Genomic DNA, 25,505 nt, shown 5'->3' with positions numbered 1-25,505 from the left:
TAGAGAATGATATGAAAAAAATAACATTTATTCTTTTAGCTAGCCTGTTTCATGTTCCATCTTATGCATTAGATGTATTAAGTGATGATGATCTTCAAAAAGTTGAAGGGCAAGCTGGAGCTGATCTTTCACTTAAGTTGACTTTAAATCAAAGATTTGATGCAACGCAATCTAAGTATGTGTTGGACGAAACCTTATGCAAAGACTTAGAGTATTGCCGGTTAGCGTTATCTGTAAATAATCGTTATATCAAAAACGGTCAAGCCAGTAGTTCTGATGGTAATAAGCTATGGTTAGTCTTCAAAGGTATCCAAGGCAGTATCAATATTCAGAAGTTAGGTTTGGACGGTATGGATCTGACCTATAAAGCGAATGGCGGTGCTGAAAAAATTAAAGCAGTGATGCAATTGAGTTTCGACGCAGCGAAGCCTATTCAAATTCGTAATTTTGGTTTTAATGCGCTTGCCTTTGGACAGGATAAATTTACCAGTAATGCGAGTAGTGAGGTAGGCAGTTCACTCGCTTCAGATTATGGTTACTTACAAGTCACTAAATATGACACATCAAATGCACCTAATTCAGTTTATGACCATGGTCGTGAAACTGGATTCATGGGAGTGCAAATGAATGGCAATCTTGCAATGCAAGGCAAGATTATGATTTTTGGGTGCGATTCAACCCATCCACGCTGTTAATTGAGCGAAAGCTGACAAGGAAGTGGAATGAAAAATAAAAACAATCCTCAGAATTTTATGCTTAATATTTTAAGCCTAAGTGTATTGCTTGCGACAAGTCATACTTATGCTTTACAGGCAATGAATGATACTGATTTACGCGAAATTAATGGTCAAGACGGTGTGCGTATTTCAACCACACTCGCTGAAGCGAATGTTGATCAATTATATTGGGCCGATGAAGCGGGAAGAGGCAGTACTGGTTCAACCAATTCTACGCTTAAAGCAACCGTAGATAATTTGAAAATCCGAAAGAGCAATGCATCTTCAGCACCCTTGGGTGCAGATATCAAATTAAATCTAGGTAGTGAGGGTAACAACGTTGGCTTGGATTTCAATGCAAGTTTATCGCCTGCGCTTATTACCGTTGATTCATTTCGAATTTGTGATAACGAATCATCCAGTTCATGTAGTCTTGCCATTGGGAATTTGGCGATCCAAACTAGTTCAAATATTGATTTGAATCTTAAAACGATCAATGGATTATTTAGTAAAGATAGTCTGAGTGAAATGGCACTCGGCTTGAAAAATGCCAATATTTATTTGGGACAGAATAGTGTCGATGCTAAGTTAAATCAGCTCATTTTGAAAAACTTTAACTTTAATTTTGTAGGACGCGGAGCCTTATTTGTCGATTCTACTGAAGGTTTAAGACTACAAACCAATACGCGTACAGCTGGAGTTGATAACGTTGCCAGCGTAACAAGTGTACCCAATGCCAATCTTGGTTTTGTCGATTTAAATCGTGTCGCAGATTCAGCATCAAAAAATTCTGGTTTCATCAATACAGGTACATATGGTAATGGACAGTCAGGATCTCAAGGCGAAACAACATCTTCAGGTTTAAACCTTGAAATTATGCTGAATAAGAATGTCAACTCTTCTGATCCTTATGCGATCAATGCAGCGACCAATAGTCCTCAAGGTGCGAAAGGTTTAATTCGAGTAGGCGCCAGTGGTCGAATGGTTAACTCTTCGCTACAGTTTCGCGGCTTGAAAGGTCAGGAGTCTGTACTTGGGAATGCCAATAGTCCATCAGGAACTTCGTCGAACAACAGCATCATAGGCAATTCTGGTATTGGTTTTCGTATGAAAACTGAGTTTACCAAAGACAATGACAGTATGTTGGCGGGTGGTGGTAAAGCGACCACTTTGGAAATCGGTGGAGCGGGTTTAAATGCTTACGGATTTGAGTTTAGTAATTTAACTGGATTAATGCCAAATACACGAGCTTCTTTTGATAGTGGAAATGTTTATCTCAATTTAGCCGATACCAAGTCCCTGAATTTGCCAGAGAACTTGGTATTTCAAGGTTCGCGTTTTGGAAACGGTAGCTTCTTAACATCAGCATCAGATTATATCCAAAATGTGCACAATTCTACGACTGGATCCAACCCATATAGTTTAATTACAGCAATACGTGGATCAGAATTCCAAGCGATTGCAAGACGTGGTCGTTTTACAACAACCGCAGGCATGACGAATAGCGCAAATTTATTTACCACAACAGGTTTAGGCAACGAGTGGGGCTTAGCACTACCGTTTTATAACTTGAATGCCAATTTGGCGATGTTTGGAACGAACGTCAAAGCTGATCAAGCGTTTTATTACACATTGTCTGGTTCTAATGTGATTAAGAATTTAATTGCGACATCGGGTGAAACAGCACGTTTAGGTTTCTCCCTTGCAATGAGTACTGAGGGAGTCGATAAGAGTAATGGCGTTGCTCAAGGAAATAAAACAACGTCAATTATGGTCATCGATGGTGGCAAGATTGGTACAGGTGGTAATAGTAGCCCGACTGATTATTATATGGGCCTGCGTAATATTGACATGCTCTTAAAAGGTACAGGGAATTTGGGTGTTGAAAATGGCAGCCTAAATGTAAGTCTACGCGATATGTTGATTGTCATGTCTACAGAAGTAGCAGCGGGTTATTTACCGGGCACAACTTATAAAACATGTAAATTAAATGCAGGTGCGGCAGGATGTGCAACACAAAACGCATCTCCTAGTAAGAACTTTGCAATGCCTGATGATGTACTCTTTGGATTGAAACTTCGTTTAGGCGGTGATATCGATTTTTCATTGATTCCAAATAATGCGACTGAAGATGGTAATCAAATTACTGTGGTTGGTGAATTAAATCTGAAAGGCGATACCAATACCATTCAAATCAGCGACCCAATTAATGGCTCTACGCTCGGTCTAGATCGTATTACAGGTAAGGTTGGTTTTAATAATGCGATCGTGGTGACTAAGGATCAGGCTTCTGGTTTAGGTAAGATTGGATTTAACACCAGTTTATTAATGAATCCGAATAAAAATCCTGCTGGTGTATTTAGAGCACGTGATATTAATTTCTATCCACCGAACACTGGACCTGGCGCTCGTTTAGGAGAGTTGGCGATTACAGGTGGTCGACTATCAAGTGAAATGAGCATCATTCCACGGAATTAGATTTGAAATTTAAATTTCATAAAATTGTCAGAAGGATGAGGGACAATGGATAATAAAAGAATTTATAAATATAAAGTATTGATGCTTTCTATTGTATTGGCTCCTGTGACTTCAGTTTTTGCAATGCAGCCTTTAGATGATCAGAGTTTGTCAGCTGCGACAGGTCAGGATGGCTTTAACATTGGTGTGAGCATCGATCAGGTCAAGTTCGAGCAAGCCGCATTAATTGATAAAGACGGTTTAAGCAATAAAATATTGGATAAGGACTACAAAAGTCCTGCTTCAACTGTGATTGCAGGAACGACGAACTCACCTGTAAGTGTAAAATTTGTCGGCGCAAATACCAGACCAACGATCAATGTGGTTGTTGATACCGATGGCGGAAATGGAAAAGCGTTTGCGAATATAGGCGTATCTTTTGGTAGTCAAATTTCAGGTATTAAAATCAGTCCTTTTGCAATGTATCTCGCAAGTATGAATTCAACCTCGAGCAGTACGAGTCAGTCAAAATCAATTTATAACGGCGGCGCACTCAATACAGGTGTGAGTAAAATTATTGAAATTGGCAATGCAAATAATAATTTTGAAATTAGTTTTAATAACACCAATCGACCACAAATGAATATTCAGTTAGGCAATGTTCCACAAGGACAAATGATCCAGTTTAGTGGTGCAATTCAATCCATCTGTGGTACAGGTTCTGGCTGTCCGATTGCGATTATTTCGGGTGATAGTTCAGCTAAATTTGACTTGCAAATGAAAGCGACTGATGTGGCGAATGGCTTCAGGTTAAACAATTTTTACGCTGGCATCGAACCGACTGGCGTTGTTATTGGGAATAAAGGAACGTCTGGGAAAATGAACATTGGTTTAAATAATGTGATGTTAGGACGTGATGGTGCGATTGGCGCCAATACATTTAATGGTTTAGCAAATGGATCAATGGGAAGTTTTGGTGCGATTGGTGCTTCGGTTAAAGACTTAAAAATTAATGTGAGTAGCTTTTAGATTAAAAGATTTATCACTTTTCTCAAGTGATATAAAAATAATAAAGCAATCTAACCAAAAGAAATTTAGCCATAAAAAAACCCGCCTAAAGCGGGTTTTTTTATTTATGCTTTATTGAGAAATTTTAGCTTCTGCAATTTTAGCAATGATATCTTCTTTACTTAAATGCGTAGACTCAGCATCTGAACGGCCTTTATATTCAAGTGTTCCTGCATCCAAACCTTTTTCGCCAATGACGATGCGATGTGGAATACCCGTAATTTCGATATCAGAGAACTTAACGCCAGGACGCTCATCACGATCATCTAGAAGTACGTCATAGCCTGCAGCTTGCAATTCCTTATAAAGTGCTTCAGCAGCTTCAACGGTACGTGGTGATTTATGAGCATTCATTGGAACAATAGCCACATCAAAAGGTGCAATTGCAACAGGCCAAATAATCCCTTTGTCATCGAAGTTCTGTTCAATGGCAGAAGCAACTACACGGGTTACGCCAATTCCGTAACAACCCATGGTAACTGTGAAAGGTTTACCGTCTTTACCCAGTACTTTACAACCGAGTGCTTCAGAATATTTTTGACCCAATTGGAAAATATGGCCCACTTCAATACCGCGTTTGATTTGAATGGTACCTTTTCCATCTGGAGATGGGTCGCCTTCAACGACGTTACGTAAATCATAAACTTCAGTATAGGTCGCATCACGCTCCCAGTTTACGCCAGTCGCATGTTTGTCTGCTTCATTCGCGCCCGCAACGAAATCTGAAAGTATAGAAGCGGCACGGTCAACAATAACGGTTAAACCTTTTTCAACTAAACCTTGTGGGCCGATGTAACCAACAGTTAATCCTAGCGCTGCAATTTCTTCTTCTGTAGCGAAGCTCAGTGGTGATGCAATTTGAGGATGTTTTTCAGCCTTAATCTCATTGAGCTCGTGATCTCCGCGAAGAAACAACGCAACTACAGCAGGCTTTTGGCCTTTCTCAGCAGGAACACCTTGAACTAAAAGCGCTTTTACAGAATTTTTTGCTTCAGTGTTCAAGAAAGCTGAGACATCTGCAATGGTTTTTTGATTCGGTGTATCTACAATTTGTAATGCTTGTGTAGGCGCAGCACGTTCGCCAGTCAATATTGCTTCAGCCATTTCAACGTTTGCAGCATAATCAGATTCAGTTGAGAAGGCGATATCATCTTCACCGCTTGAAGCTAATACGTGAAACTCGTGCGAACCTGAACCACCAATAGAACCTGTATCTGCTTGTACTGGGCGGAAGTCTAAACCTAAACGTGTGAAAATACGGCAGTAAGCGTCATACATCACATCATAAGTTTCTTGAAGTGAGGCTTGATCCACATGGAAAGAATAAGCATCTTTCATGATGAATTCACGTGAACGCATCACACCAAAACGTGGACGAATCTCATCACGGAACTTGGTTTGAACTTGGTAGAAATTTGCAGGCAGTTGCTTATAACTTTTTAATTCATTACGCGCCATATCTGTAATGACTTCTTCGTGCGTAGGTCCAAGCACGAATGGATTATCATGACGATCTTTGAAACGTAAAAGTTCTGCGCCGTATTCAGTGTAGCGACCAGACTCTTCCCATAAGCTTGCGGGTTGCGTCACTGGCATCATTACTTGTAGTGATCCAGCACGATCCATTTCTTCACGTACGATCGCTTCAACTTTATTTAACACACGTACGCCCATCGGCAACCAAGTGTATAAACCTGAAGCCAATTTACGAATCATACCCGCACGGAGCATCAACTGATGTGAAATAACTTCAGCATCGCTAGGGGTTTCTCTTAACGTAGCAAATAAAAAGCGACTCGCGCGCATGAAAACTGTCCTAATAATTAGTGTTAAAGCATAAGATTATACGATAAAAAATGAGGTGACATTGAAAATGACACCTCATTACATTTGGTAAATATTATGACATGAATTTTCGTGCTTGACGTACCATAAAATTCTTTAAGTCATCTAAGTAGGTGAAAATTACAGGAACAACAACCAAGGTTAGTAATGTCGAGGTAATCACACCCCCAATGACAGCATGTGCCATAGGCGCGCTTTGTTCACCGCCTTCACCTAAGCCAAGCGCTAAGGGCACCATCCCCATGACCATGGCACTCGTCGTCATTAAAATTGGGCGTAGTCGTGTTTTACCTGCAGCCAGAATTGCATCAAAACGATCCTCTCCACGGTCCATGGCTTTTTTAATGAAATCAATCAATAAAATCGCGTTCTTGGTCACCAAGCCCATCAACATAATAATGCCGATAATAGAGAATAAGTTCATGGTTGAGTTGAACAAAAACAAGGCTAAAAACACTCCGATCAAGGATAATGGCAGAGAAGCCATAATCGCAGCAGGATGAATAAAACTGTTAAATTGTGAACCTAAAACAATGTAAATGAAGACGATAGAAAGCATTACGGCAGTCAAAGCATAGCCGATGGATTCTTCCATATCCGCATTTGCACCTTGTGTTTCAAAACCATAGCCCGCGGGCATATCGAAATTGGCTTGTAAGGCTTTAATGTCTTGACCAATATCACCTGCAGGTCGGCCAGACGTATTGGCTTCCACCATGACTTCACGCGCTAAATCTCGACGGTTAATCTGAGAAGCACCTAAACTTTCTTCAAAGGTCGCAACTGTGGCTAAAGGAATAAGAATAGGCTGATTGTTTTGATCCATTTTTTGTGATTTAAGATAAAGATTTTCAACATCACTGGGTAAGCTGCGTTGGTCATCTGCCAGTCTCAGATTGACGTCGTAGGTTTCACCTTTTTCATCTTTCCACGTGGTGATATTGTCACCTGCAAGAAGAGGGCGAATTACATTGGCAATTTGATTCACAGATAATCCGACATCATTCGCTAATAATCGATTTACATGTACTTCAAGCGTTGGTTTTGGTTCTTTGAGTGAACTTTCCAAATCGACAATGCCATCAATTTTCTCCATTTCAACCAAGAAGCGATCTGAAATTTTTTGAAGTTCATCTAATTCAGGACCTTTAATTGAAATCATGACAGGCTTTTGTCCACCAGACACTGTTTCGTCTGCTGAAGCAATCGATGTAATGGTAATGCCTGCAACAGACTGTAAGCGATCACGGAATTCATTCATGACCTCATTCAACGTCTGTGCTCTTTCTTGTCTTGGTGTGACTGAAACACGAATGCTGACATGGTTCTTACCACGGTCAGTCACACCATTGATCACACCGTATGTGTTTCGAACTTCAGGATGTTTCCGTAAAATCTCATCTACTTGTTTAAGTTTTGCTTGAGAGTAAGAGAGCGAAGCATCACCAGGGGTTTCAAATTTGACTCTGATCTCACCTTTATCTGGAACAGGAACAAACTCGCTACCGACCAGTTTAGACAACGCGAGTGCACCAAACAAAGAAGCAATTGCGATAGCGATGGTAATGAATCGAAATCTCAAGCTCAGTTTAAGGAGTTTTTCATAAACGATGGTGAGCTTATCTAAACGCGTAGAAATTGAATTAAAAAAGCGTTTTAAGCGGCCTGGTTTCTTATTTGGATCATGTTTTTCAGCCCAATGTGCGGATAGCATAGGATCGAGTGTGAAACTGACGAACATGGAAATCAGAACAGCTGTACTGACGGTGACCCCAAATTGATAGAAGAAGCGTCCAATAATTCCGTCCATAAAGGCGACAGGTAAGAAAACGGCGACAATGGTTAATGTAGTTGCTAGAACAGCTAGACCAATTTCTTTGGTTCCATCTAAAGCGGCAGTGACATGGTCTTTGCCCATATCAGCATGCCGAACAATGTTTTCTCGGACAACAATGGCGTCATCAATTAAAAGTCCAATACTGAGTGACAGTGCCAGCAATGTCATCATGTTAATGGTGAAACCAAAAATCCAGATGAATGTAAGTGTGCCCAGTAATGAAATAGGAAGCGTAAGTCCTGTAATGATCGTCGATCTAAAAGATCCTAGAAAAATCAGAACAATAAAAACCGCAAGTACACCACCCTCAGCAATTGTACGTGCCACGTCAGAGATACTGGCACGAATCCCTCTAGAGGTATCAACCACTACTTTTAATGTAGTTCCTTGTGGAAGTTGCTTTTCTATCCTATTTAATGCTTTGTAACTGGCATCTACAACATCAATCACATTAGAGTCAGAGCTTCTTAAAATGTCTAAAGCAACCGCAGTTTGACCATTAATGAATGCACTTGATTCTAATTCTGCTTGGCTATCATATATTTTAGCGACTTGTTTTAAGAAGATTGGTGTGTTGTTTTTAGTCGCAACAATCAAATCGCCAAAAGATTGCGGATGAATAACACGGGATTTTATTTCAACAACCAGTTCAGAATTGGATTGTTTGAGTGTTCCGCCTGGAACTTCAATATTTTCACTTTTGAGTGCGGTAATGACTTGGTCAACACCAATACCAAAACTATTTAATTTTTGAGGTTCAACTTCGATTCGAATTTGACGTTGTGAATCCCCCAGTAAATTAACCGTACCCACCCCAGTAACTGTTCGCAATTGCGGAACCACACGCTGATCTAAATATGAGCTCAAATCCTTTAAAGATAAATTGGTTGATTCAAAAACAATGGACATGATCGCACCTGAAGAGGGGTCATATCTTTCCACGATCGGATCTGATATTTCATCTCTAAACTCTGCGGTTACTGGTGCGATTTTATCTCGGATATCTTGTGCTGCTATCGTAGACGAAACATCGAGATTGAACTCAGTAATAATGGTTGAAAGGCCTTCGCTTGATTGCGATATGACCTGTTTAACACCAGAAATGGTATTAATTTGATCTTCCATTTTTTTAGTAATTTCAGATTCTACTGTTTCTGGCGAAGCCCCTGGATAAGTCGTGTAAATCACAACGAAAGGGAAATCGACATCAGGGAATTCTTCAACCCCCATCCGTTGCCAAGATGCCAAACCCAATACCATGAGACAAAACATCATCATGATCGTAAAAACAGGATATTTGACGCTAATCCGAGTAAGCCACATTGTTAAATTCCTGTTTATTTAGCTGACATAACCACTTTTTTATTAATATCGTCAGTGCCGAATTTTACGCGACTTATTAAGTCCTGCTCAGACAAGCCATTCACAAGAGCGATATTTTGATGCGACTGTTGATCTAAAACTTGAACAAAAACTTGTTGAACTTTTTGATTGCGAATCACCCAGACATAAGGTTTATTTTGAATATCTTGAATCGTATCGAGTGGAATTTGTTGTCCAGTAATTGTATTTGAATGCAAAATTGCACCTTCAACAAACGCACCAATACTAAGTGAGTTAATGGCTTGGTTTGGCGTTGCAAAAAATTCAATTTGACGGCTGGCCTGATCAGCGATAGGGGAAATACGTTTTAAGGTCGCAGTCAGCTTTTGTGGATTACCTTGAATTTGGTAGTCAATCTGATTACCAATCTGAAGCAAAGCTTGTTGTTCTGACGGAAGTTTGGCTTGGATTTCTAATTGTGTTGGATCAATGATCTCAAATAAGGTTTGACCAGCAGCGACTGTCTGGCCTGGGTCGACTTGTCTTACGGTAATAACACCCGATATTGGACTGCGAATAATACCATCTTGGTTCGCTTTGAAAGAAATATCGACACTTGATTGTTGAGCCTTCACATTTTCTAGCTGTGCTTTGTATTCAACTTGGCTTTGTTCATATTCAACTTTAGAAATAAAGCCCTGATTCAAAAGTCTTCTTTTACGTTCAACCATATTTGCTGCTTGCTGAGCTTGTGCCTGCGTTGCTGCTAAATTTGCTTGGGATTGAGCCAGACGAGCTGCATTATCTTGGTTATTCAGTTGAACTAAAATCTGACCTTTATTCACAGTTTGACCGACAGATACATTGACCTGACTGGCTGTTGCCGTGACTTGGGCTTGAATTGAACTGCGGTTTACGGCACGAATTGTTCCAGAAAAAGCCGCGCGTTGTACAGTTTTACCTTGCTTAACGGGAACGACATCTTGTTGAATTAATTCTATTTGTTGATTTTTTTTAGAATCATCTGCCACTTGAGCTACTTCTTTTTGGCATGCAGACAAGCTGATACACAAACATAGAGTAAAAGAGGGAACTAAAAAATAAGATTTTAAAACTCTAGGTGGCATAGATGTCATGCTAATTGTCCTTAAAAATAACGATAATCCCTGTTTATTCAAAGGTTTTTAATCGTTTTATAATTGTGTCGTATTGTGCTTGTGTATTGCGATAGTTTGTTTGTAAAGAATCAATATTTTTTTTCATTCCTTGAATATTTTGATTATTTAACATTAAGTTTTTTTTCAATATAGCAGGAACTGAATTTCCCTGTGATTTTAATGTGTTTTCTTGTTTTTTGAGCAGCAAGTAATCATTCTGAGTTCGATTTAACTGCTTTTCTTGCATTTGAATTTTTTTGGTCAAACTTTCTAATGCATCGTTACGTTTTCTTTGAGCCATTTGGCTTGAACCATAGGCTTGTTTTAATTTTAAATCTTCCTGATTTTGTATGGCGAGTCGAGTTCGATTAGAAGATTGACTATTTTCTCTAGCATCATTAAATGCAGCATTTTTCTTCAGCACTTGCATATTTTTATCAAGTGTTTCGTAGCCATATCTAATATGTTCAGATGACACGGAACCACTGATATTCATCACGCCATTTTTATCATAATACCGATACCATGTTGCTTGGTTTGGCCCTTGTTTTGATAGCGTTTCTGTAGATATAAAAATAGACAACCCTATTGAAAAGACATAAACTATTTTTAACAAAAAATCTGACAGTGTAATATTAATAGATGGTGTCGTTTTTTTTATCATACAGATTAACCTAAGTCATTTAATTTTTTGTATTTAGATACATTGTAAGATTTTAAAACTGTTTAATAAATACTGTTTAATAAATAAGTGTATAAAAAAATTAAAATGATTTAAAAAAATAAATTTTCGGCAAGTTTAAAATGATTTATATCAATAGGCTTTGATCGAAAAAGATAGTAAAATTACATTGCTAAATCATCAATATATGTAAAAAGTACTCAACTTAACGAAATACAATTATCTTGGAAGGATGATCATTAAATGGAAGATAACTCAAAGGGTCTCAAAGTAATGGTTATTGATGACTCAAAAACCATTCGTCGGACAGCTGAGACATTATTACAGCGTGAAGGATATAACGTGGTTACTGCTGTTGATGGTTTTGAAGCATTGTCAAAGATTGCTGATGCGAATCCAGATATTGTATTTGTCGATATTATGATGCCTCGTTTAGATGGTTATCAAACCTGTGCGCTTATTAAAAACTCTTTAAACTATCAACATATTCCTGTGATTATGTTGTCGAGTAAAGACGGTTTATTTGATCAAGCAAAAGGACGAGTTGTTGGCTCTGATGAATATTTAACTAAACCATTTAGTAAAGATGAATTATTAAATGCAATTCGTAATCATGTGACGTCTTAAGTCTGATTATTGGGGAAGTAAATGGCGCGTATTCTTGTTGTTGATGACTCACCAACTGAAATGTTTAGATTTAAAGAAATATTAAATAAAAATGGCTTCGATGTTTTAGAAGCTTCGAACGGTGCTGATGGTGTAACCATTGCGCAAGCTGAACTTCCAGATTTGGTCTTAATGGATGTGGTTATGCCTGGCGTAAATGGCTTTCAAGCAACACGTCAGATATCTAGAGGAACAGAGACCAAACATATTCCTGTGATTATTGTGAGCACGAAAGATCAGGATACCGACTTGGTTTGGGGGAAAAGACAGGGTGCTGTTGATTATTTAACAAAGCCTATCGATGAAAATCAATTGGTTATTGTGATTAATCGATATTTAAATATGGAATAAAAAATGGCAGCCAATGGTTTTATTGAATTACTTCGGTTGTCTAAACGCGGTAATACTAATTACTCAAATATCGATAGTCATGAGAACATCTGGTCTGGTGTGGGTTTTGAAATACTCGGTCAATATTTTGTTGCGCCATTGGGTGAAGTTTCTGAAGTGATTTATCCCCCTTTATGTACGCCGATTCCGAATGCTCAATTTTGGGTCAAGGGTTTGGCTAATATACGGGGAAAATTATTATCAGTCACGGAACTCGCTAGTTTTATTACTGAACAAGATGTACCAAGTCATGATGCTCAGAAAGTCATTTGTATTCTTCAAAATGAGCATTATGTTGGATTGGTTGTAGATCGTGTACTGGGGATTCAACATTTTCAAAAAAACAGTTTTTTTTCAAATAACAATGAATTAGATGAAAAAATTAAGTTATATTGTCACGGTTATTTTCCACGACAAAATTTGAAATGGAATATCTTTTTAAATAGCAAATTGTTGAATGATCCGCGATTTTTAAATGCCTCAAAATATAGATAATGCGTAGACAGAATAGTTTTATTGGAGAAATTGGATGAGCTATCAAGATAACAAAAAAAAATCAAAGGATATTGGTAGCAAGGAAAAGCCCAATTTAATCTCTACAATAAAGTTTAAAATTGAGCAATTTTCTCAACTCTTTGGAGATACAGATCAAACCAAATCATATCTACAATTGGGTGCGATCAGTTTATTTATTTCATTTTTAATTTTAATTTACTTATTTTATAGTGTGCCGCGTAGTAATGACCTTACACGTAGTTTAGGGGAGTTAAGATTACTCTCACAAACGATTTCTCGTCAGACTGCAGATGCAGTATCAACTGGGAATAAAGAATCATTTACAGCCTTAGCAAATTCACAAAAAAAGTTTGAAGAAAATTTTGAGACAGTCAGTGATATCCATTCAAATAATGATGATTTAAAAAATGTGGCTTCGATTTGGAGCAAAGTTTCTAAAGATGTTGATCTCATTACCGCACAACAAAATAAAATCGTAGAACTGAATAAAACAAATAGTTTAATTGCCACACTCATGCCAAGTATTCAGACAGAATATAATTTACTGGCTGAGGATATGGTGAATGCGAATATACCAAGTAGTCAAGTTGTCGTTGTTAAAAACCAAGCATTTATCGCTGAACGTATTTACAGATCGATTGGTGCAATTGTCAGTGGGCAGGGCGATACGCAAAAAACCACAGATGAGTTTAAACAAGATATTGAGACTTTCGGAAATTATTTGAATGCTCAATTGAAGGGTAATAGTCAGCTCAATGTATCTCGTTTCCAAAATGAAGAAATGCTTGAAACCCTAACAGCCATTCAATCTGAATATAACCAAATTGTAAAATCAGCATCTCACTCTATTCTCAATAATTCAGCTCAAATTGTTCAGGTGGGACAAGCCAGCAATGAAATCTCGACGCAATCAGATCAACTTCTTGAAGGTTTAAATGCGCTTTCAAGCAGTTCGGTTTGGAAAGTGATTGTTCCAGGCCTGCTGTTACTCATCGCATTAAGCGCTTTGATTTATAGTGTGATCAAGCTATTAACGTTTAAAAGAAAATCAGATCAAATTCGCGTATTAAGACTTGAAGAAGAAAATGTACGTAATCAGAATGCGATTTTTAGATTGCTGGATGAAATTGGGGACTTGGCTGAGGGTGATTTAACGGCATATGCGACTGTATCGGAAGATTTTACTGGCGCAATTGCAGATTCCATTAATATCGCAATTGATCAACTTAAAGATTTAGTCTCACGTATTAATGATGCTTCCCAAGAAGTGGCTCAATATACCCAAAATACGCAAAGAATCACCAATCAACTTGTTGAATCTTCCGAACTCCAAGCTCAAGAAATTTCGGGAGCATCTGCTGCGATTAATGAAATTGCTTATGCCATTGATCACGTCTCATCAAATGCAGCTGAATCTGCTGAGGTTGCTCAACGTTCAGTTCAAATTGCCTCTAATGGTGCTGAAGTTGTTAATCGCTCGATTGAGGGTATGGATACAATTCGTGAGCAAATTCAAGACACATCCAAGCGAATCAAACGTTTAGGTGAATCTACTCAAGAAATTGGTAATTTTGTATCTTTAATTAATGATATTGCAGATCAAACCAATATTTTAGCATTGAATGCGGCTATTCAGGCTTCAATGGCTGGTGAAGCTGGGCGAGGTTTTGCAGTGGTTGCAGATGAAGTTCAGCGTTTGGCTGAGCGCTCAGCGGCGGCGACCAAACAAATTGAAACATTGGTCAAAACCATTCAATCTGACACCAATGAAGCTGTGATCTCCATGGAGCAAACGACTTCTGAAGTTGTGCGTGGTGCGAATTTGGCGAAAGATGCAGGGGTGGCTCTAGATGAAATTCAATTTGTATCGAATAGTTTAGAAAAGTTAATTGCGAACATTTCTGAATCATCAAAATTACAGTCCGCTTCAGCAGGTCAGATTGCAAATACAATGAATGTGGTTCAGCAATTTACAACACAAAATACCAGTGCGGCTTTTGATACTGCACGTTCAGTATCTGAGTTGTCGAAAATGGCAGATTCTTTAAGAGACTCAGTTACCAACTTTAAATTGCCTGAGTGATTTTTTGTTTTTAGGTGTTGTCTATTCATAGGCAACAATAGGCATTTTGAGATTATATAGTCTTATGTTCTGTAATTGGATTACAGAGGATAAGTCGGTTGGTTGGAGTCTCTTGAATAGAGACGAAGCATAGAAGCCAAATTATGAAAGAAATATTAAAAAATTTAGTTGAAACAGTCTCTTTACCTGAAGATCGGTATATTGATTTAGAAAACCTGACGTTTTTCGTGGAAGAAATTTACGACATTCTTGAGGTATTAGCTCCACTGATTTCACAGTGGTCAGATGCTAAAGATCAAGAACAGATACTGATCACGATTCGACGAAATTTTCATACTCTGAAAGGTTCAGGCCGAATGGTGGGTGCTTTTTCATCGGCTGAACTTGCATGGACGGCAGAAGATCTATTAAACAGAGTGATCGCTAAAAATTTAGCATTAAGTCATCAAGTCCAAGACTATATTCAACTGGTCGTTAATCTTTACCAACATAAGATTGTAAAAGATTTAGAAAATGCACAACCTATCAGTTTTGATTTACGACCATTTATATTAATAGGTCAACGTTTGCAACATAGTACTCATCTCGAGCCTGTACTCAAAGAGATGCTAGCGCTAGGGCTGAGTGTGGATGGTTATAACGCAGCATTGGATTTTGAGCATTTAGACTTTGAACGTTTAGATTCTGAAAATTTAGATACACCAAGTTTAGATACATTATGCTTAGATTCAGAACTAATAGATTCAGAGCTAAGAGGTTCAGCGTCAAAAGATTCAGCTTCGATAGTTTCAAAATCATTCGAGAATGCAATAAAACCTGTTTTAAAAAAACAGCAAGGATATGAACCAACGTCTATCATTTTTCCAAAAGAAAACAAACAAGAGGCTTTAAATCAAAAAGCATCGAATCCAGCTTTATTAGATCAGGATGATAAAGTTACTGATGAAGTCTTTGAAATATTTGTAGAAGAAGCCGAAGAGCATCTCCAATATATCGATCAATTTGTTTTGGAAGAACAGCATACGCCAGATCAATATAATCGTTTATCTCGTGCTCTACATACGCTTCGTGGTAGTGCCGCGATGGCAGATGTGAAAGAAATATCAAGAGCAAGCGGTCAAGTCGAGCAACTTTTAAAAGCAGTTCTGAATGAAAATGCGGATGCTGGGTTTAATGAAAATGCGTTGTTGATCCATTATATGGAATATGTGCGTGACTATTTACACTTATTAGATTTAGGCCAGCATCATTCTGATCAAGCTCATCTGATGAAACAACGTTTTGAAGAGGCTTGTAATCGTTATAATTTCCAAGTCGTAGAATTAGACCATCCTCAGACCATCAAAAATTTGATGTCTACATTGGTTAATTTAGGCATTGATCAGTTATTGGATGCTGAATTTAGATTCAGTGAGTTGAATACAAGTGAGTATCCTCATTATTTCAAGATATTGGCTACACAAGCTGAAACCTTAATTCATCACAGTGATCATAAAGCGATTGAAGGTATTCATGAATATAGTGTTGCACTGAAATCTCGTTATGACGCCGTTTTAAATCATCCTGAACTATTAAATACGATTAAAATTATCAAACTGTTTGATCAAGTTCATCAGGAGTTTATTCATCTCTTTGATATTCTGGCTACCGGACAGCGGGTTACACTCAGTCAGCATGCTCAAGCACTCATGACTCAGTTGGAAAAAGCGATTAAAGCGGAAATTGCGAATCCAACCTCAAATGTTGATGTTGCTCAAAAACAAAGTACTGAATCAAGCATTAAAAAAGAGATTGTAAAACCTGAGGTTTTGATCGTAAAGAAATTAGATCTTTCCAGAGAGCTTGAAACGCTGGTTGAAAAACCAAATTTGAATTATTTCTCTAAATTGCTACAAGCTGATAAACATCTGATTGATTCAAATCAAACAATACGAAAATTTGATGAAGATGTGCTGGTCTTTTTTATAGAAGAGGCCGAAGAACTGCTTGTTGAGATGGACCATGAATTAAACCAACTCATGGAAAATGTAGCATCGCCATCTGCCATTAATACACTAATGCGTCATTTGCATACGTTGAAAGGCGGTGCAAACATGGTTCAAGCTGAGCATTTGGGCTTAATTTCGCATGAGTTAGAATCAATTTATGAGCTATGTGCTCATAAAGTACTGAGCTTAACGACTGAGTTGGTGCAGACGCTTAGATTGGTACATGATAATTTATCCGAGCGTATTCAAACAATTCAGACCGATCAGATTGATTATCCAGCACATAATGCCATCGCCTTAATACAATATCTGGTGCAACCAGAAGCAAACTTGCTTCCTGAATTAATATCAGATGTAAATACAGCACCGGTCGACACCACTGCTGTAGAAAGTACGGCGCAGGAGTTAGATGCTCAAGCGGTCAAATCTGCAGCTCAATCACTTAAAAAAGGTGATAACGTATTCGATATTCTGATTGCAACTGAAACAGATACAACGCCATCTGCTACAAATGCAGATAGCGTTGAAGCAATTGCGCAAGCGAATTTTGTAGAAGAGGCTGAAGATTTAATCTCTGAAGCTCAAGCATTGTTATCTCAATGGGTTGAAGAACGTTTAAATCGTAGTCTTTTACTCCAATTGCAACGGATTGCGCACAGTTTAAAAGGGGGCGCGAAGATCGCAGGTTTAACATCTGTGGCAGAAATCTCACGTTCTCTTGAAAATTCTTTTGAAGCATTTGCAATTCGAAGCTTTAACTCTCCTGAATTTGACACTGTATTAAACTCTGCTTTTGAATGGTTAAAAGCTGCAATTCTAGAGAGGAATGAAGACGGTTTTTCTCTACTTAAGGCTGATTTAGATAAAATTCATCAGAGTGAAATCACAAGCACATCCAATGAGTCTCTGACTCATGCTCATTTATTCTCAGCAACTCATATCACAGAGAATATTCAGGGTGATGGCACTGAGCCACCATCGATGATGGGAGAGTGGGATAAATCCAATGAAGTGGAAAATAGTGAGGAAATGATTCGTATATCGACTGATTTGATCGAAAAAATGATCGATCTATCAGGAGAGAATGCAATTAACCGCTCACGTATCGAAATGGATTTGAATCAACTCGGTCATACGCTCACAGACATGGAATTGGCGATAAAACGTTTAGCCGATCAGCTGCGACGAATGGATGGTGAGTTAGAGTCTCAAATACATGCAAAGTACGACGCTTCAAAAGCGCGTAATCGAGATTTTGATCCTTTGGAAATGGATCAATATTCTTCATTAAATGAGTTGTCAAAATCACTAGCAGAATCTGCTTCGGATTTGGTTGATTTTAAGTCAACGATTGCTGAAAAAATTAAAGATACAGAAGGTGTTCTTTTACAACAATCCCGTATTCAGGCTGAACTTCAAGAAGGACTGATGCGCGCAAGATTAGTGCCTTTTTCGCGATTAGTGCCCAGGTTACAGCGTTTAGTGCGTCAAGTGTCGATGACTTTAAATAAGCCAGCCGAGCTATTGGTCAATAATACAGAGGGCGAACTAGACCGAACGATTCTAGATAAGCTAATTTCTCCATTAGAGCATATGTTAAGAAATGCATTGGATCATGGTATTGAGCCGGCAAATGAGCGAATTAAACGGAATAAGCCTCTGAATGGTAAAATCGAGCTGGATATTCGTCGTCAAGGTTCAAATATTTTAATTGCCTTTACTGATGATGGAAAAGGGATTGATGCCAATAAAATCAGAACGAAAGCTATTGATTTAGGGTTAATGCACGAAGAACAAAATCTGAGTGATGAAGAGGTTTTACAGTTTATTTTCCATCCTGGTTTTTCAACAGCAGAAAAAATTACACACATCTCTGGCCGGGGTGTGGGCTTAGACGTTGTACTCAGCGGAATCAAATCACTCGGTGGCCAAGTTTCAGTGACATCATCATTGGGCCGTGGATCGACCTTTACCATTCAAGTGCCCACTTCTGTCGCTGTAAGCGATGCCTTGATGGTTAAGGTAGCAGATCAGCAATTTGCCATTCCACTTTCACAGATAGAACGAATTGTACGCATTGAGTCAGCTGCTTTGGCGCAATATTTTACAAGTCGTAAAGAATATTTTGAGATTGATAGTCAGCGTTGTAAGCTGCGCCATTTGGCTGAGTTTATCGGACAAAAGACCCCAGACTTGAGTGGTTTAGGACATTCATTGCCAGTATTGCTGATCAAAGGCAATATGGGGAAAACAACAGCGCTAGTGGTTGATCAATTGATTGGATCACGCTCTCAAATTGTGATGAAACCGATAGGTGAGCAATTTGTTAAAGTTGATGTGGTTGCTGGTGCGACTATTCAGGCTGACGGGCAAGTGTGCTTGATTTTAGATGGGCAGCAGATTGCGCGTCATATTCAAGTTAGTCGACGTGAAATGGTCAAATCCAAAGATAGAGAGAAAATTAATCTGGATGAACGACGTCGTTTGATTATGATTGTTGATGACTCGGTGACAGTCAGAAAAGTAACAACACGTGTGCTTGAACGTCATGGATATGATGTGATTACCGCGAAAGATGGCGTGGATGCAATTGAGCAATTAGAAGGTATAAAACCCGATTTGATGCTGCTCGACATTGAAATGCCACGTATGGATGGTTTTGAAGTTACCAGTATCGTGCGCCATCATCAGATTCATCAAAAATTACCGATTATTATGATTACTTCTAGAGTGGGGGATAAACATCGTGACCGTGCATTGAGTCTCGGGGTGAATCACTATATGGGCAAACCTTTCCAAGAAGCACAGTTATTAGAAAATATTGAAGCCGCATTAAAAGTGGAATAGATGATGAATCATATTGAAAAGCGTACTCAAGCAAGCCAATCCTCAACGCAGGAAACTACACAGCAATTAGGACGACAAATAACACGGGAAACAACACAGGAGTTGCGTGATTTATTGGCGCTCTCAACAGGCTCTATAGATGCGTATATTATAGAGTCATTCGCTAAAGTTCCGATGTTATTGCCTCAAAATATTGTTTTAGCTGCACTGGATAGCGCAACAAACGTTGAGTATGTTCAATGGCATGAGGATCGACTTCCTTTGTTGAATATGACTGATCCAGCGCTTCTAAATGGAGTTGCATTAGTGATTGAGTCAGAGCATAGCCAACAACGATTTGCGCTGTTGTCTAAGACCATGCCGAAAGCGATACGAATTCGTATTTCGGATATGATTGATGATGAAACACAGCCTATTTTAGATTTAAGTATCAAGCATTATGTGCGTATTGGTGAAGAAATTTATCATGTGCCTGATATGAAGTATATTGAGAATCAGCTGTTTTCAAAATGATATCTTAAGGCATAGAGATGTAATACAAAGGCTAGAGAAAATATTAAGAACATATAATAAATTAACTTTCTAAGCTGCTTTGTCTTCAAAAAAAATATGAAAAAAGGGATGCGCTGGCATCCCTTTTATTAAAATGTATTTTGATCATTAAGCCAATAATTCAACTAAAATTTGCTCATAAATCTCAGCCAAAGGTTCTAGCTCGGCAATGTTTACGTTTTCGTTTACTTGGTGAATTGTGGCGTTTAGAACACCGAGTTCGAGTACCTGAGCGCCAGTAGGGGCAATAAAACGACCATCAGAAGTGCCGCCACTGGTAGAAAGCTCAGTTTCTGTCCCTGTGACATTGCGAATTGCATTTTTAGCGGCATTCACCAGTTCACCGACTGGAGTAAGAAAGGGTAGGCCTGATAATGTCCATTCAATGTCATATTCAACATTGTGGCGATCTAAGATTTCTATCGTACGCGCTTTTAGTTCTTCTGCTGTTACTTCAGTTGAATAACGGAAGTTGAATAGAGTGTTCATCGTACCCGGCACGACATTAGTTGCACCTGTACCCGCATTAATATTTGAAACTTGAAACGTTGTCGCAGGGAAGTATTCATTACCATTGTCCCAAACGGTCTCGCAAAGCTCTGCTAATGCCTTAGATGCGGTGTGAATCGGGTTGATAGCAAGATGAGGATAAGCAACGTGGCCTTGTTTGCCTTTCACTGTTAAGTTTGCATTTAATGATCCGCGGCGGCCATTTTTAACAATATCACCCAAAGTATTGGTACTCGAAGGCTCACCCACTAAGCACCATGTCATTTTTTCTTGACGAGCTTCTAAGGTTTCAACGACTTTGACTGTGCCATTGATTGAAGGGCCTTCTTCGTCAGAAGTGATTAAGAATGCGATAGAGCCTTTATGATTCGGATGCTTTGCAACAAACCGCTCTGATGCAACGACCATTGCAGCCAACGCTGTTTTCATGTCAGCACTACCACGGCCATATAATTTCCCATCCCGAATTTCAGGTGCAAATGGATCTGAATTCCAGGCATCTAAATTGCCTGTAGGAACGACATCGGTATGACCTGCAAAACAAAAAACGGGTGCATTCGAACCACGACGTGCCCAAAGATTATCTACGTCTTCAAATCGCATATTTTCAATATTGAACCCAATCTTGGATAAACGATCAGCCATAATATTCTGACAGCTGTGATCAATCGGTGTCACTGACGGTTGGCGTAAAAGTTGAAGACTTAAATCTAAGGTTGCAGAGTGCGTCATGGAGAGATATCAAATAGTCAAAGTGCTTCTATAGTAATGTAAGTTTTGATTTTTATGAAATGCAAATAACGGAAGCTAAAGGTTTATAGAATGAAGCTAAAGATTTATTGAATTCTGAATAGTTTAAGGCTGTACGATGTTTATTTTATTATTGATATTTTACTATTCATTCAGTCATAAAAAAGCCCGATCTAAGATCGAGCATTTTTTACATCATAACGAATTAGTTTTTGCGAATTTCGTTAGAAGTTTTTTCAGCAGTATTTGTTACAGTTTCCCCAGCTTTAGAAACGTCTTTACCGACACCTTTAAAGGTATTACAACCCACTAAGGTGAAAGTTAAAACAAGCGAAACAGCTAATAATTTTTTCATCATCATCTCCAAATTGTAATTTATTTTGATGTGTCACTAGAATAAAAATTAATCACCAATATAAATATGAGAGTTTTATTATTCTAATGTGAATCTGTGTATTTAAGTTGCGTGAAAATTACATGAATTCTACACAGTGATATAAGAGATTGGCTTGACGAAACATATAATCATGATTTGTATCAAAGTTACGATATAAACCACTACACCACCAACGGGCATTTGCTGAGCTTTGCTCTAAGTTTGGACAAATCCATTCTTGGCGTTCAACACGATAATAGTTGTTTAAACAATCATACCCCCAATGACCTATTCTACGTTTAGGGTTGATCCAATGCGGGAGTTGTTGAGGGTCGTTTAAATTTTTGTTGGGCGTTTTTAGATAATGATTTTTCGTTAAATACAATTGTCCTTTGAGTACAGCAAAACGTTGCTCAATAATATGTTGTTGAGCAGAATGGAATTGAAACTGTTTTTGCGTAAAGTGATTCAGTTTTCTACTTAAAGTATCGGTTCTATTCAATCCATACCAATGTGCTAAAGCATCATCTATCTCAGAAAGATAAAACTTCAATGCGACTTCCCAGTGTTCAATCTGTTGTGTTTTTTGATTGAGAACAATGAAGTCTAATTCTCCAAGTGTATTTTTACCTTCGATAATCTGAATACTATGACCCAGTAAGGTATAAGCATGGTAGGTGTCGTCAAGCAGCCAAAACCATAATAAATGTTCGAATCTTAATCCGAGTCGAGTGCTTTTGAGTTGCCCCAGAAATTGCAGAAGCGTTGTTGGGTCTTGGTCTAACTGCAATAAACGAGTTTGATAATGAGCAAATTGAGACTGCCAAAAGTGATCATCATGTAACTTAAATTCATGAATAAGTTTTAACTCTTCAGGAATGGCGCGGATTATATTTGGACTGGCGATACAAAAGGCGAGTTGTCTTACGATTGGATGTTTAAATTGCAGCCAAGGTTCATAAAACACAGTCATGCTAGACGCCTTTTCGTTGAGGGTTAAATGAATTGAATATAAATTATCAAATAGTAAAAGCTATAAATGCATATATAATGATGCCATTCATCTGAATGAGTTGCAGAATGAGAATATTGTTTTGGCGCAGCCTAGTGGTATTTTTTATCGTCCTAGGTTTTATTGGCGCAATTTTGCCGGGTATGCCAACGACTGTTTTTCTTATCCTTGCCGCATGGGCAGCCTCCAAAGGGTGGCCGCAAATGGATGCATGGTTACTCAACCATCCTAAATACGGAGCGACACTTAGAAACTGGCGTGAACATGGCACAGTGCCACGCAAAGCCAAGTGGTTAGCCAGTCTAATGATGTTGGTAAGTGGCGTAATCATGTTAATGACGAATGCACCTATTCTGGTCAAAGTGTTTACTGACTTAACGATGCTCATCGTCGCTATTTGGTTATGGACTCGTCCTGAACATAGTACATTAAATCAAAGCAAAACAACGGAGCAATAATTTGAGATTCACCACTTCAAACGAGTTGCGATCAAACAGCGTTTTTGCAAGATTTGGTTGTAATGAAATTTAACTATAATGAATCTTCGTTGTAATCAATGATTTTCTAAGGACCGATATATGTTTTCAATTGATCAAGCGGATGTCGTGATTGATTTGGCTTCGCAAACTTTATCATTACCAAAGAAAAATAAACTTTATTCTATATCGAGCGGTCTTAATGGTATAGGTGAAGAAGAAAACTCAGGTAAGACGCCTCGAGGCTGGCACAAAATTGAAAAAAAGATTGGTGGTGAAATGCCACTGAATGCTGTTTTTAAAGGACGGCAGTGGACAGGGGAGATTTATGATGCAGAATTGGGTCAATCTCATCCTGAACGAGATTGGATATTAAGTCGAATACTCTGGTTAAGTGGTTTGGAAGTTGGTTTTAACCAAGGGGAAGGCTGCGATACTTTTAATCGATATATTTATATTCATGGAACACCAGAATCTGAACCCATGGGTATTGCAAAATCACATGGATGTATTCGAATGCATAACGCAGAAGTTCAAGAAATTTATGAACTCTTGAATGAGGGTGATTTAGTTTACTTGTCAGAATAGTGGACAAGAGATTAAAAATCTTAATATTTTTAGAATTATGGCGATATTTATTTTAAAAAAAATGAAGATAAATAGCCAAAAAATATACAAAAAACAGCTTTATTTGCTGAAATGATCTATTTTTTAATCATTCAAACTGAAAAACACCGATTCCTATTGAAAAGCGTTTGACAGTCCCTGAGGATTCTCTATAATGCACCACACAAACGATGAAGTCGTAAAGGGCGCTTAGCTCAGTTGGTAGAGCGTCTGCCTTACAAGCAGAATGTCGGCGGTTCGATCCCGTCAGCGCCCACCAAGTCTTTACGTTAAATGTTTTAAGTGCAGCGGTAGTTCAGTTGGTTAGAATATCGGCCTGTCACGCCGAGGGTCGCGGGTTCGAGTCCCGTCCGCTGCGCCACTTAATTCAGATAACACATTGTTTGTACTTTAATAGCGATATTATGTAAGTGCAGCGGTAGTTCAGTTGGTTAGAATATCGGCCTGTCACGCCGAGGGTCGCGGGTTCGAGTCCCGTCCGCTGCGCCATTTACATATTAGACCTTTTAAGGGCGCTTAGCTCAGTTGGTAGAGCGTCTGCCTTACAAGCAGAATGTCGGCGGTTCGATCCCGTCAGCGCCCACCATTTTAGTGATGCAGCGGTAGTTCAGTTGGTTAGAATATCGGCCTGTCACGCCGAGGGTCGCGGGTTCGAGTCCCGTCCGCTGCGCCATCCTAAATGAAAATAGTTAGACCCTTTAAGGGCGCTTAGCTCAGTTGGTAGAGCGTCTGCCTTACAAGCAGAATGTCGGCGGTTCGATCCCGTCAGCGCCCACCATATCTTCATAAGATATGAAACTTATTTATAAGTTTACCGTGCAGCGGTAGTTCAGTTGGTTAGAATATCGGCCTGTCACGCCGAGGGTCGCGGGTTCGAGTCCCGTCCGCTGCGCCATTTTCCTTCCTATTAGTGAAAGTGGTTTGTTTTAGAAAGATACCTTTCTTGTGTTCTAAAAATAGAAACGCTATTTTTATTCCTCAAGGGCGCTTAGCTCAGTTGGTAGAGCGTCTGCCTTACAAGCAGAATGTCGGCGGTTCGATCCCGTCAGCGCCCACCATATTTATTTTATATCTCTATTTATCTTTATGAATTTTATATAATATATAACGAAAGTTTATTTTATATTAAGATCATGAGAAATCCTTATCAAAGAAAATCTTCAAGCTCTTTAGTCAGTCCAATTGTTCCGCCTATAGAACAGTATCGAATTTTTATTGAAACGATTATAGAACAAGAAAAAGCTTATGGTTTGTACAATGACGGCTGGGCGCTCTGTGGTACGCCATCAGGTCATCAAACGCTTCCAATTTGGCAATCCAAACACGCTGCGCAACTGTTAATTAAAGACAAGTGGGCGAGCTATAATGTTCAAGAAATCACGATTGTTGATTTTGTAGATGATGTTATTCCATATTTACGCCAGCAGAATACACAATTGTCTTTGAATCTGTTACCAGAAGGACAAAACATTTTGGTGTCTGGCCACAAAATGCTGATGGATCTAAAAGGATATTTGTACCAACTCTCTATTCAAGATCCATCCATTTTCCAAAGAAAATCTTTACCTCATCCTAGAAAAATAAGATTAAATCATTAATCAGTATTTCTTTTAAAAGTAATGAGTTA

19 protein-coding genes and 8 tRNA genes are annotated in these 25,505 nt (G+C 38.6%); 20 read left to right on the top strand and 7 right to left on the bottom strand.

The window, feature by feature from the left end:
* The first annotated feature begins 11 nt into the window (after positions 1 to 11).
* The 3 genes from V5M36_RS11755 to V5M36_RS11745 are packed head-to-tail and all read left to right on the top strand — an operon-like array spanning position 12 to position 4,202.
* Positions 12 to 695 carry a hypothetical protein gene (locus V5M36_RS11755; protein WP_338559214.1) on the top strand — a complete coding sequence of 228 codons (684 nt, stop codon included), beginning with the start codon at positions 12 to 14 and terminating at the stop codon, positions 693 to 695.
* 27 nt (positions 696 to 722) lie between these two features.
* Complete coding sequence (locus V5M36_RS11750) at positions 723 to 3,194, top strand: DUF6160 family protein (protein ID WP_338559211.1); 2,472 nt, start codon at positions 723 to 725, stop codon at positions 3,192 to 3,194.
* A gap of 45 nt (positions 3,195 to 3,239) precedes the next feature.
* Entirely contained in the window at positions 3,240 to 4,202 is a 963-nt protein-coding gene (locus V5M36_RS11745) for a DUF6160 family protein (protein ID WP_338559208.1), read from the top strand.
* Between the two features lie 111 nt (positions 4,203 to 4,313).
* Here the strand turns inward: V5M36_RS11745 and V5M36_RS11740 are convergent, their stop codons facing one another.
* The 4 genes from V5M36_RS11740 to V5M36_RS11725 all read right to left on the bottom strand — a co-directional run bounded on the left by V5M36_RS11740 (position 4,314) and on the right by V5M36_RS11725 (position 11,067).
* Positions 4,314 to 6,047, bottom strand: coding sequence for a proline--tRNA ligase (locus V5M36_RS11740; RefSeq protein WP_338559205.1), 1,734 nt, complete (start codon positions 6,045 to 6,047; stop codon positions 4,314 to 4,316).
* Positions 6,048 to 6,141: 94 nt separating this feature from the next.
* Entirely contained in the window at positions 6,142 to 9,246 is a 3,105-nt protein-coding gene (locus tag V5M36_RS11735) for an efflux RND transporter permease subunit (protein WP_338559202.1), read from the bottom strand.
* A 14-nt stretch (positions 9,247 to 9,260) separates the two neighbouring features.
* Positions 9,261 to 10,382: an efflux RND transporter periplasmic adaptor subunit gene (locus V5M36_RS11730; RefSeq protein ID WP_338559200.1), complete on the bottom strand. Its 1,122-nt coding sequence runs from the start codon at positions 10,380 to 10,382 to the stop codon at positions 9,261 to 9,263.
* 34 nt (positions 10,383 to 10,416) lie between these two features.
* Positions 10,417 to 11,067 (bottom strand): hypothetical protein, encoded by a 651-nt coding sequence (locus tag V5M36_RS11725; protein WP_338559198.1) that lies wholly within the window; start codon positions 11,065 to 11,067, stop codon positions 10,417 to 10,419.
* Between the two features lie 261 nt (positions 11,068 to 11,328).
* On the opposite strand from V5M36_RS11725, the gene pilG reads away from it, so the two are divergent.
* The 6 genes from pilG to V5M36_RS11695 all read left to right on the top strand — a co-directional run bounded on the left by pilG (position 11,329) and on the right by V5M36_RS11695 (position 20,088).
* A complete protein-coding gene (gene pilG / locus V5M36_RS11720) occupies positions 11,329 to 11,712 on the top strand; it encodes a twitching motility response regulator PilG (RefSeq protein WP_338559196.1) in 384 nt (127 codons plus the stop codon).
* Between the two features lie 21 nt (positions 11,713 to 11,733).
* The gene (locus V5M36_RS11715; protein WP_338559195.1) at positions 11,734 to 12,102 is read left to right on the top strand and encodes a response regulator; all 369 of its coding nucleotides are present in this window, start codon (positions 11,734 to 11,736) and stop codon (positions 12,100 to 12,102) included.
* Positions 12,103 to 12,105: 3 nt separating this feature from the next.
* Positions 12,106 to 12,636: a chemotaxis protein CheW gene (locus tag V5M36_RS11710; RefSeq protein WP_338559193.1), complete on the top strand. Its 531-nt coding sequence runs from the start codon at positions 12,106 to 12,108 to the stop codon at positions 12,634 to 12,636.
* Positions 12,637 to 12,670: 34 nt separating this feature from the next.
* Positions 12,671 to 14,740, top strand: coding sequence for a methyl-accepting chemotaxis protein (locus tag V5M36_RS11705; RefSeq protein ID WP_338559191.1), 2,070 nt, complete (start codon positions 12,671 to 12,673; stop codon positions 14,738 to 14,740).
* Between the two features lie 143 nt (positions 14,741 to 14,883).
* Positions 14,884 to 19,575, top strand: a complete 4,692-nt coding sequence (locus V5M36_RS11700; RefSeq protein WP_338559188.1) for an Hpt domain-containing protein — start codon at positions 14,884 to 14,886, stop codon at positions 19,573 to 19,575.
* Between the two features lie 3 nt (positions 19,576 to 19,578).
* A complete protein-coding gene (locus tag V5M36_RS11695; RefSeq protein WP_338559186.1) occupies positions 19,579 to 20,088 on the top strand; it encodes a hypothetical protein in 510 nt (169 codons plus the stop codon).
* Between the two features lie 147 nt (positions 20,089 to 20,235).
* Here the strand turns inward: V5M36_RS11695 and dapE are convergent, their stop codons facing one another.
* The 3 genes from dapE to V5M36_RS11680 all read right to left on the bottom strand — a co-directional run bounded on the left by dapE (position 20,236) and on the right by V5M36_RS11680 (position 22,736).
* The gene (gene dapE / locus V5M36_RS11690; protein ID WP_338559183.1) at positions 20,236 to 21,369 is read right to left on the bottom strand and encodes a succinyl-diaminopimelate desuccinylase; all 1,134 of its coding nucleotides are present in this window, start codon (positions 21,367 to 21,369) and stop codon (positions 20,236 to 20,238) included.
* 223 nt (positions 21,370 to 21,592) lie between these two features.
* Positions 21,593 to 21,742 (bottom strand): entericidin A/B family lipoprotein, encoded by a 150-nt coding sequence (locus tag V5M36_RS11685; RefSeq protein WP_338559181.1) that lies wholly within the window; start codon positions 21,740 to 21,742, stop codon positions 21,593 to 21,595.
* A gap of 118 nt (positions 21,743 to 21,860) precedes the next feature.
* Positions 21,861 to 22,736, bottom strand: coding sequence for a DUF1853 family protein (locus V5M36_RS11680; RefSeq protein ID WP_338559179.1), 876 nt, complete (start codon positions 22,734 to 22,736; stop codon positions 21,861 to 21,863).
* 107 nt (positions 22,737 to 22,843) lie between these two features.
* Between V5M36_RS11680 and V5M36_RS11675 the strand changes: the two genes are divergently transcribed.
* The 11 genes from V5M36_RS11675 to V5M36_RS11625 all read left to right on the top strand — a co-directional run bounded on the left by V5M36_RS11675 (position 22,844) and on the right by V5M36_RS11625 (position 25,476).
* Entirely contained in the window at positions 22,844 to 23,233 is a 390-nt protein-coding gene (locus V5M36_RS11675; RefSeq protein WP_338559176.1) for a YbaN family protein, read from the top strand.
* Positions 23,234 to 23,353: 120 nt separating this feature from the next.
* Positions 23,354 to 23,839 (top strand): cell wall-recycling L,D-carboxypeptidase ElsL, encoded by a 486-nt coding sequence (gene elsL, locus V5M36_RS11670; protein ID WP_338559174.1) that lies wholly within the window; start codon positions 23,354 to 23,356, stop codon positions 23,837 to 23,839.
* Positions 23,840 to 24,061: 222 nt separating this feature from the next.
* A tRNA-Val gene (locus tag V5M36_RS11665) sits at positions 24,062 to 24,137 on the top strand.
* A gap of 25 nt (positions 24,138 to 24,162) precedes the next feature.
* Positions 24,163 to 24,239, top strand: a tRNA-Asp gene (locus V5M36_RS11660).
* Positions 24,240 to 24,290: 51 nt separating this feature from the next.
* Positions 24,291 to 24,367, top strand: a tRNA-Asp gene (locus V5M36_RS11655).
* A gap of 21 nt (positions 24,368 to 24,388) precedes the next feature.
* Positions 24,389 to 24,464 (top strand) — tRNA-Val (locus V5M36_RS11650).
* A gap of 10 nt (positions 24,465 to 24,474) precedes the next feature.
* Positions 24,475 to 24,551 (top strand) — tRNA-Asp (locus V5M36_RS11645).
* A 29-nt stretch (positions 24,552 to 24,580) separates the two neighbouring features.
* A tRNA-Val gene (locus tag V5M36_RS11640) sits at positions 24,581 to 24,656 on the top strand.
* A 40-nt stretch (positions 24,657 to 24,696) separates the two neighbouring features.
* A tRNA-Asp gene (locus V5M36_RS11635) sits at positions 24,697 to 24,773 on the top strand.
* A gap of 87 nt (positions 24,774 to 24,860) precedes the next feature.
* A tRNA-Val gene (locus V5M36_RS11630) sits at positions 24,861 to 24,936 on the top strand.
* Between the two features lie 75 nt (positions 24,937 to 25,011).
* Positions 25,012 to 25,476 carry a DUF2750 domain-containing protein gene (locus V5M36_RS11625; RefSeq protein ID WP_338559171.1) on the top strand — a complete coding sequence of 155 codons (465 nt, stop codon included), beginning with the start codon at positions 25,012 to 25,014 and terminating at the stop codon, positions 25,474 to 25,476.
* Positions 25,477 to 25,505 lie beyond the last annotated feature (29 nt).

Origin of the sequence: Acinetobacter sp. KS-LM10, from assembly GCF_036896575.1 — a bacterium.
Classification (GTDB): domain Bacteria; phylum Pseudomonadota; class Gammaproteobacteria; order Pseudomonadales; family Moraxellaceae; genus Acinetobacter; species Acinetobacter avistercoris.
This window is presented reverse-complemented; position numbering and strand designations above follow the sequence as displayed.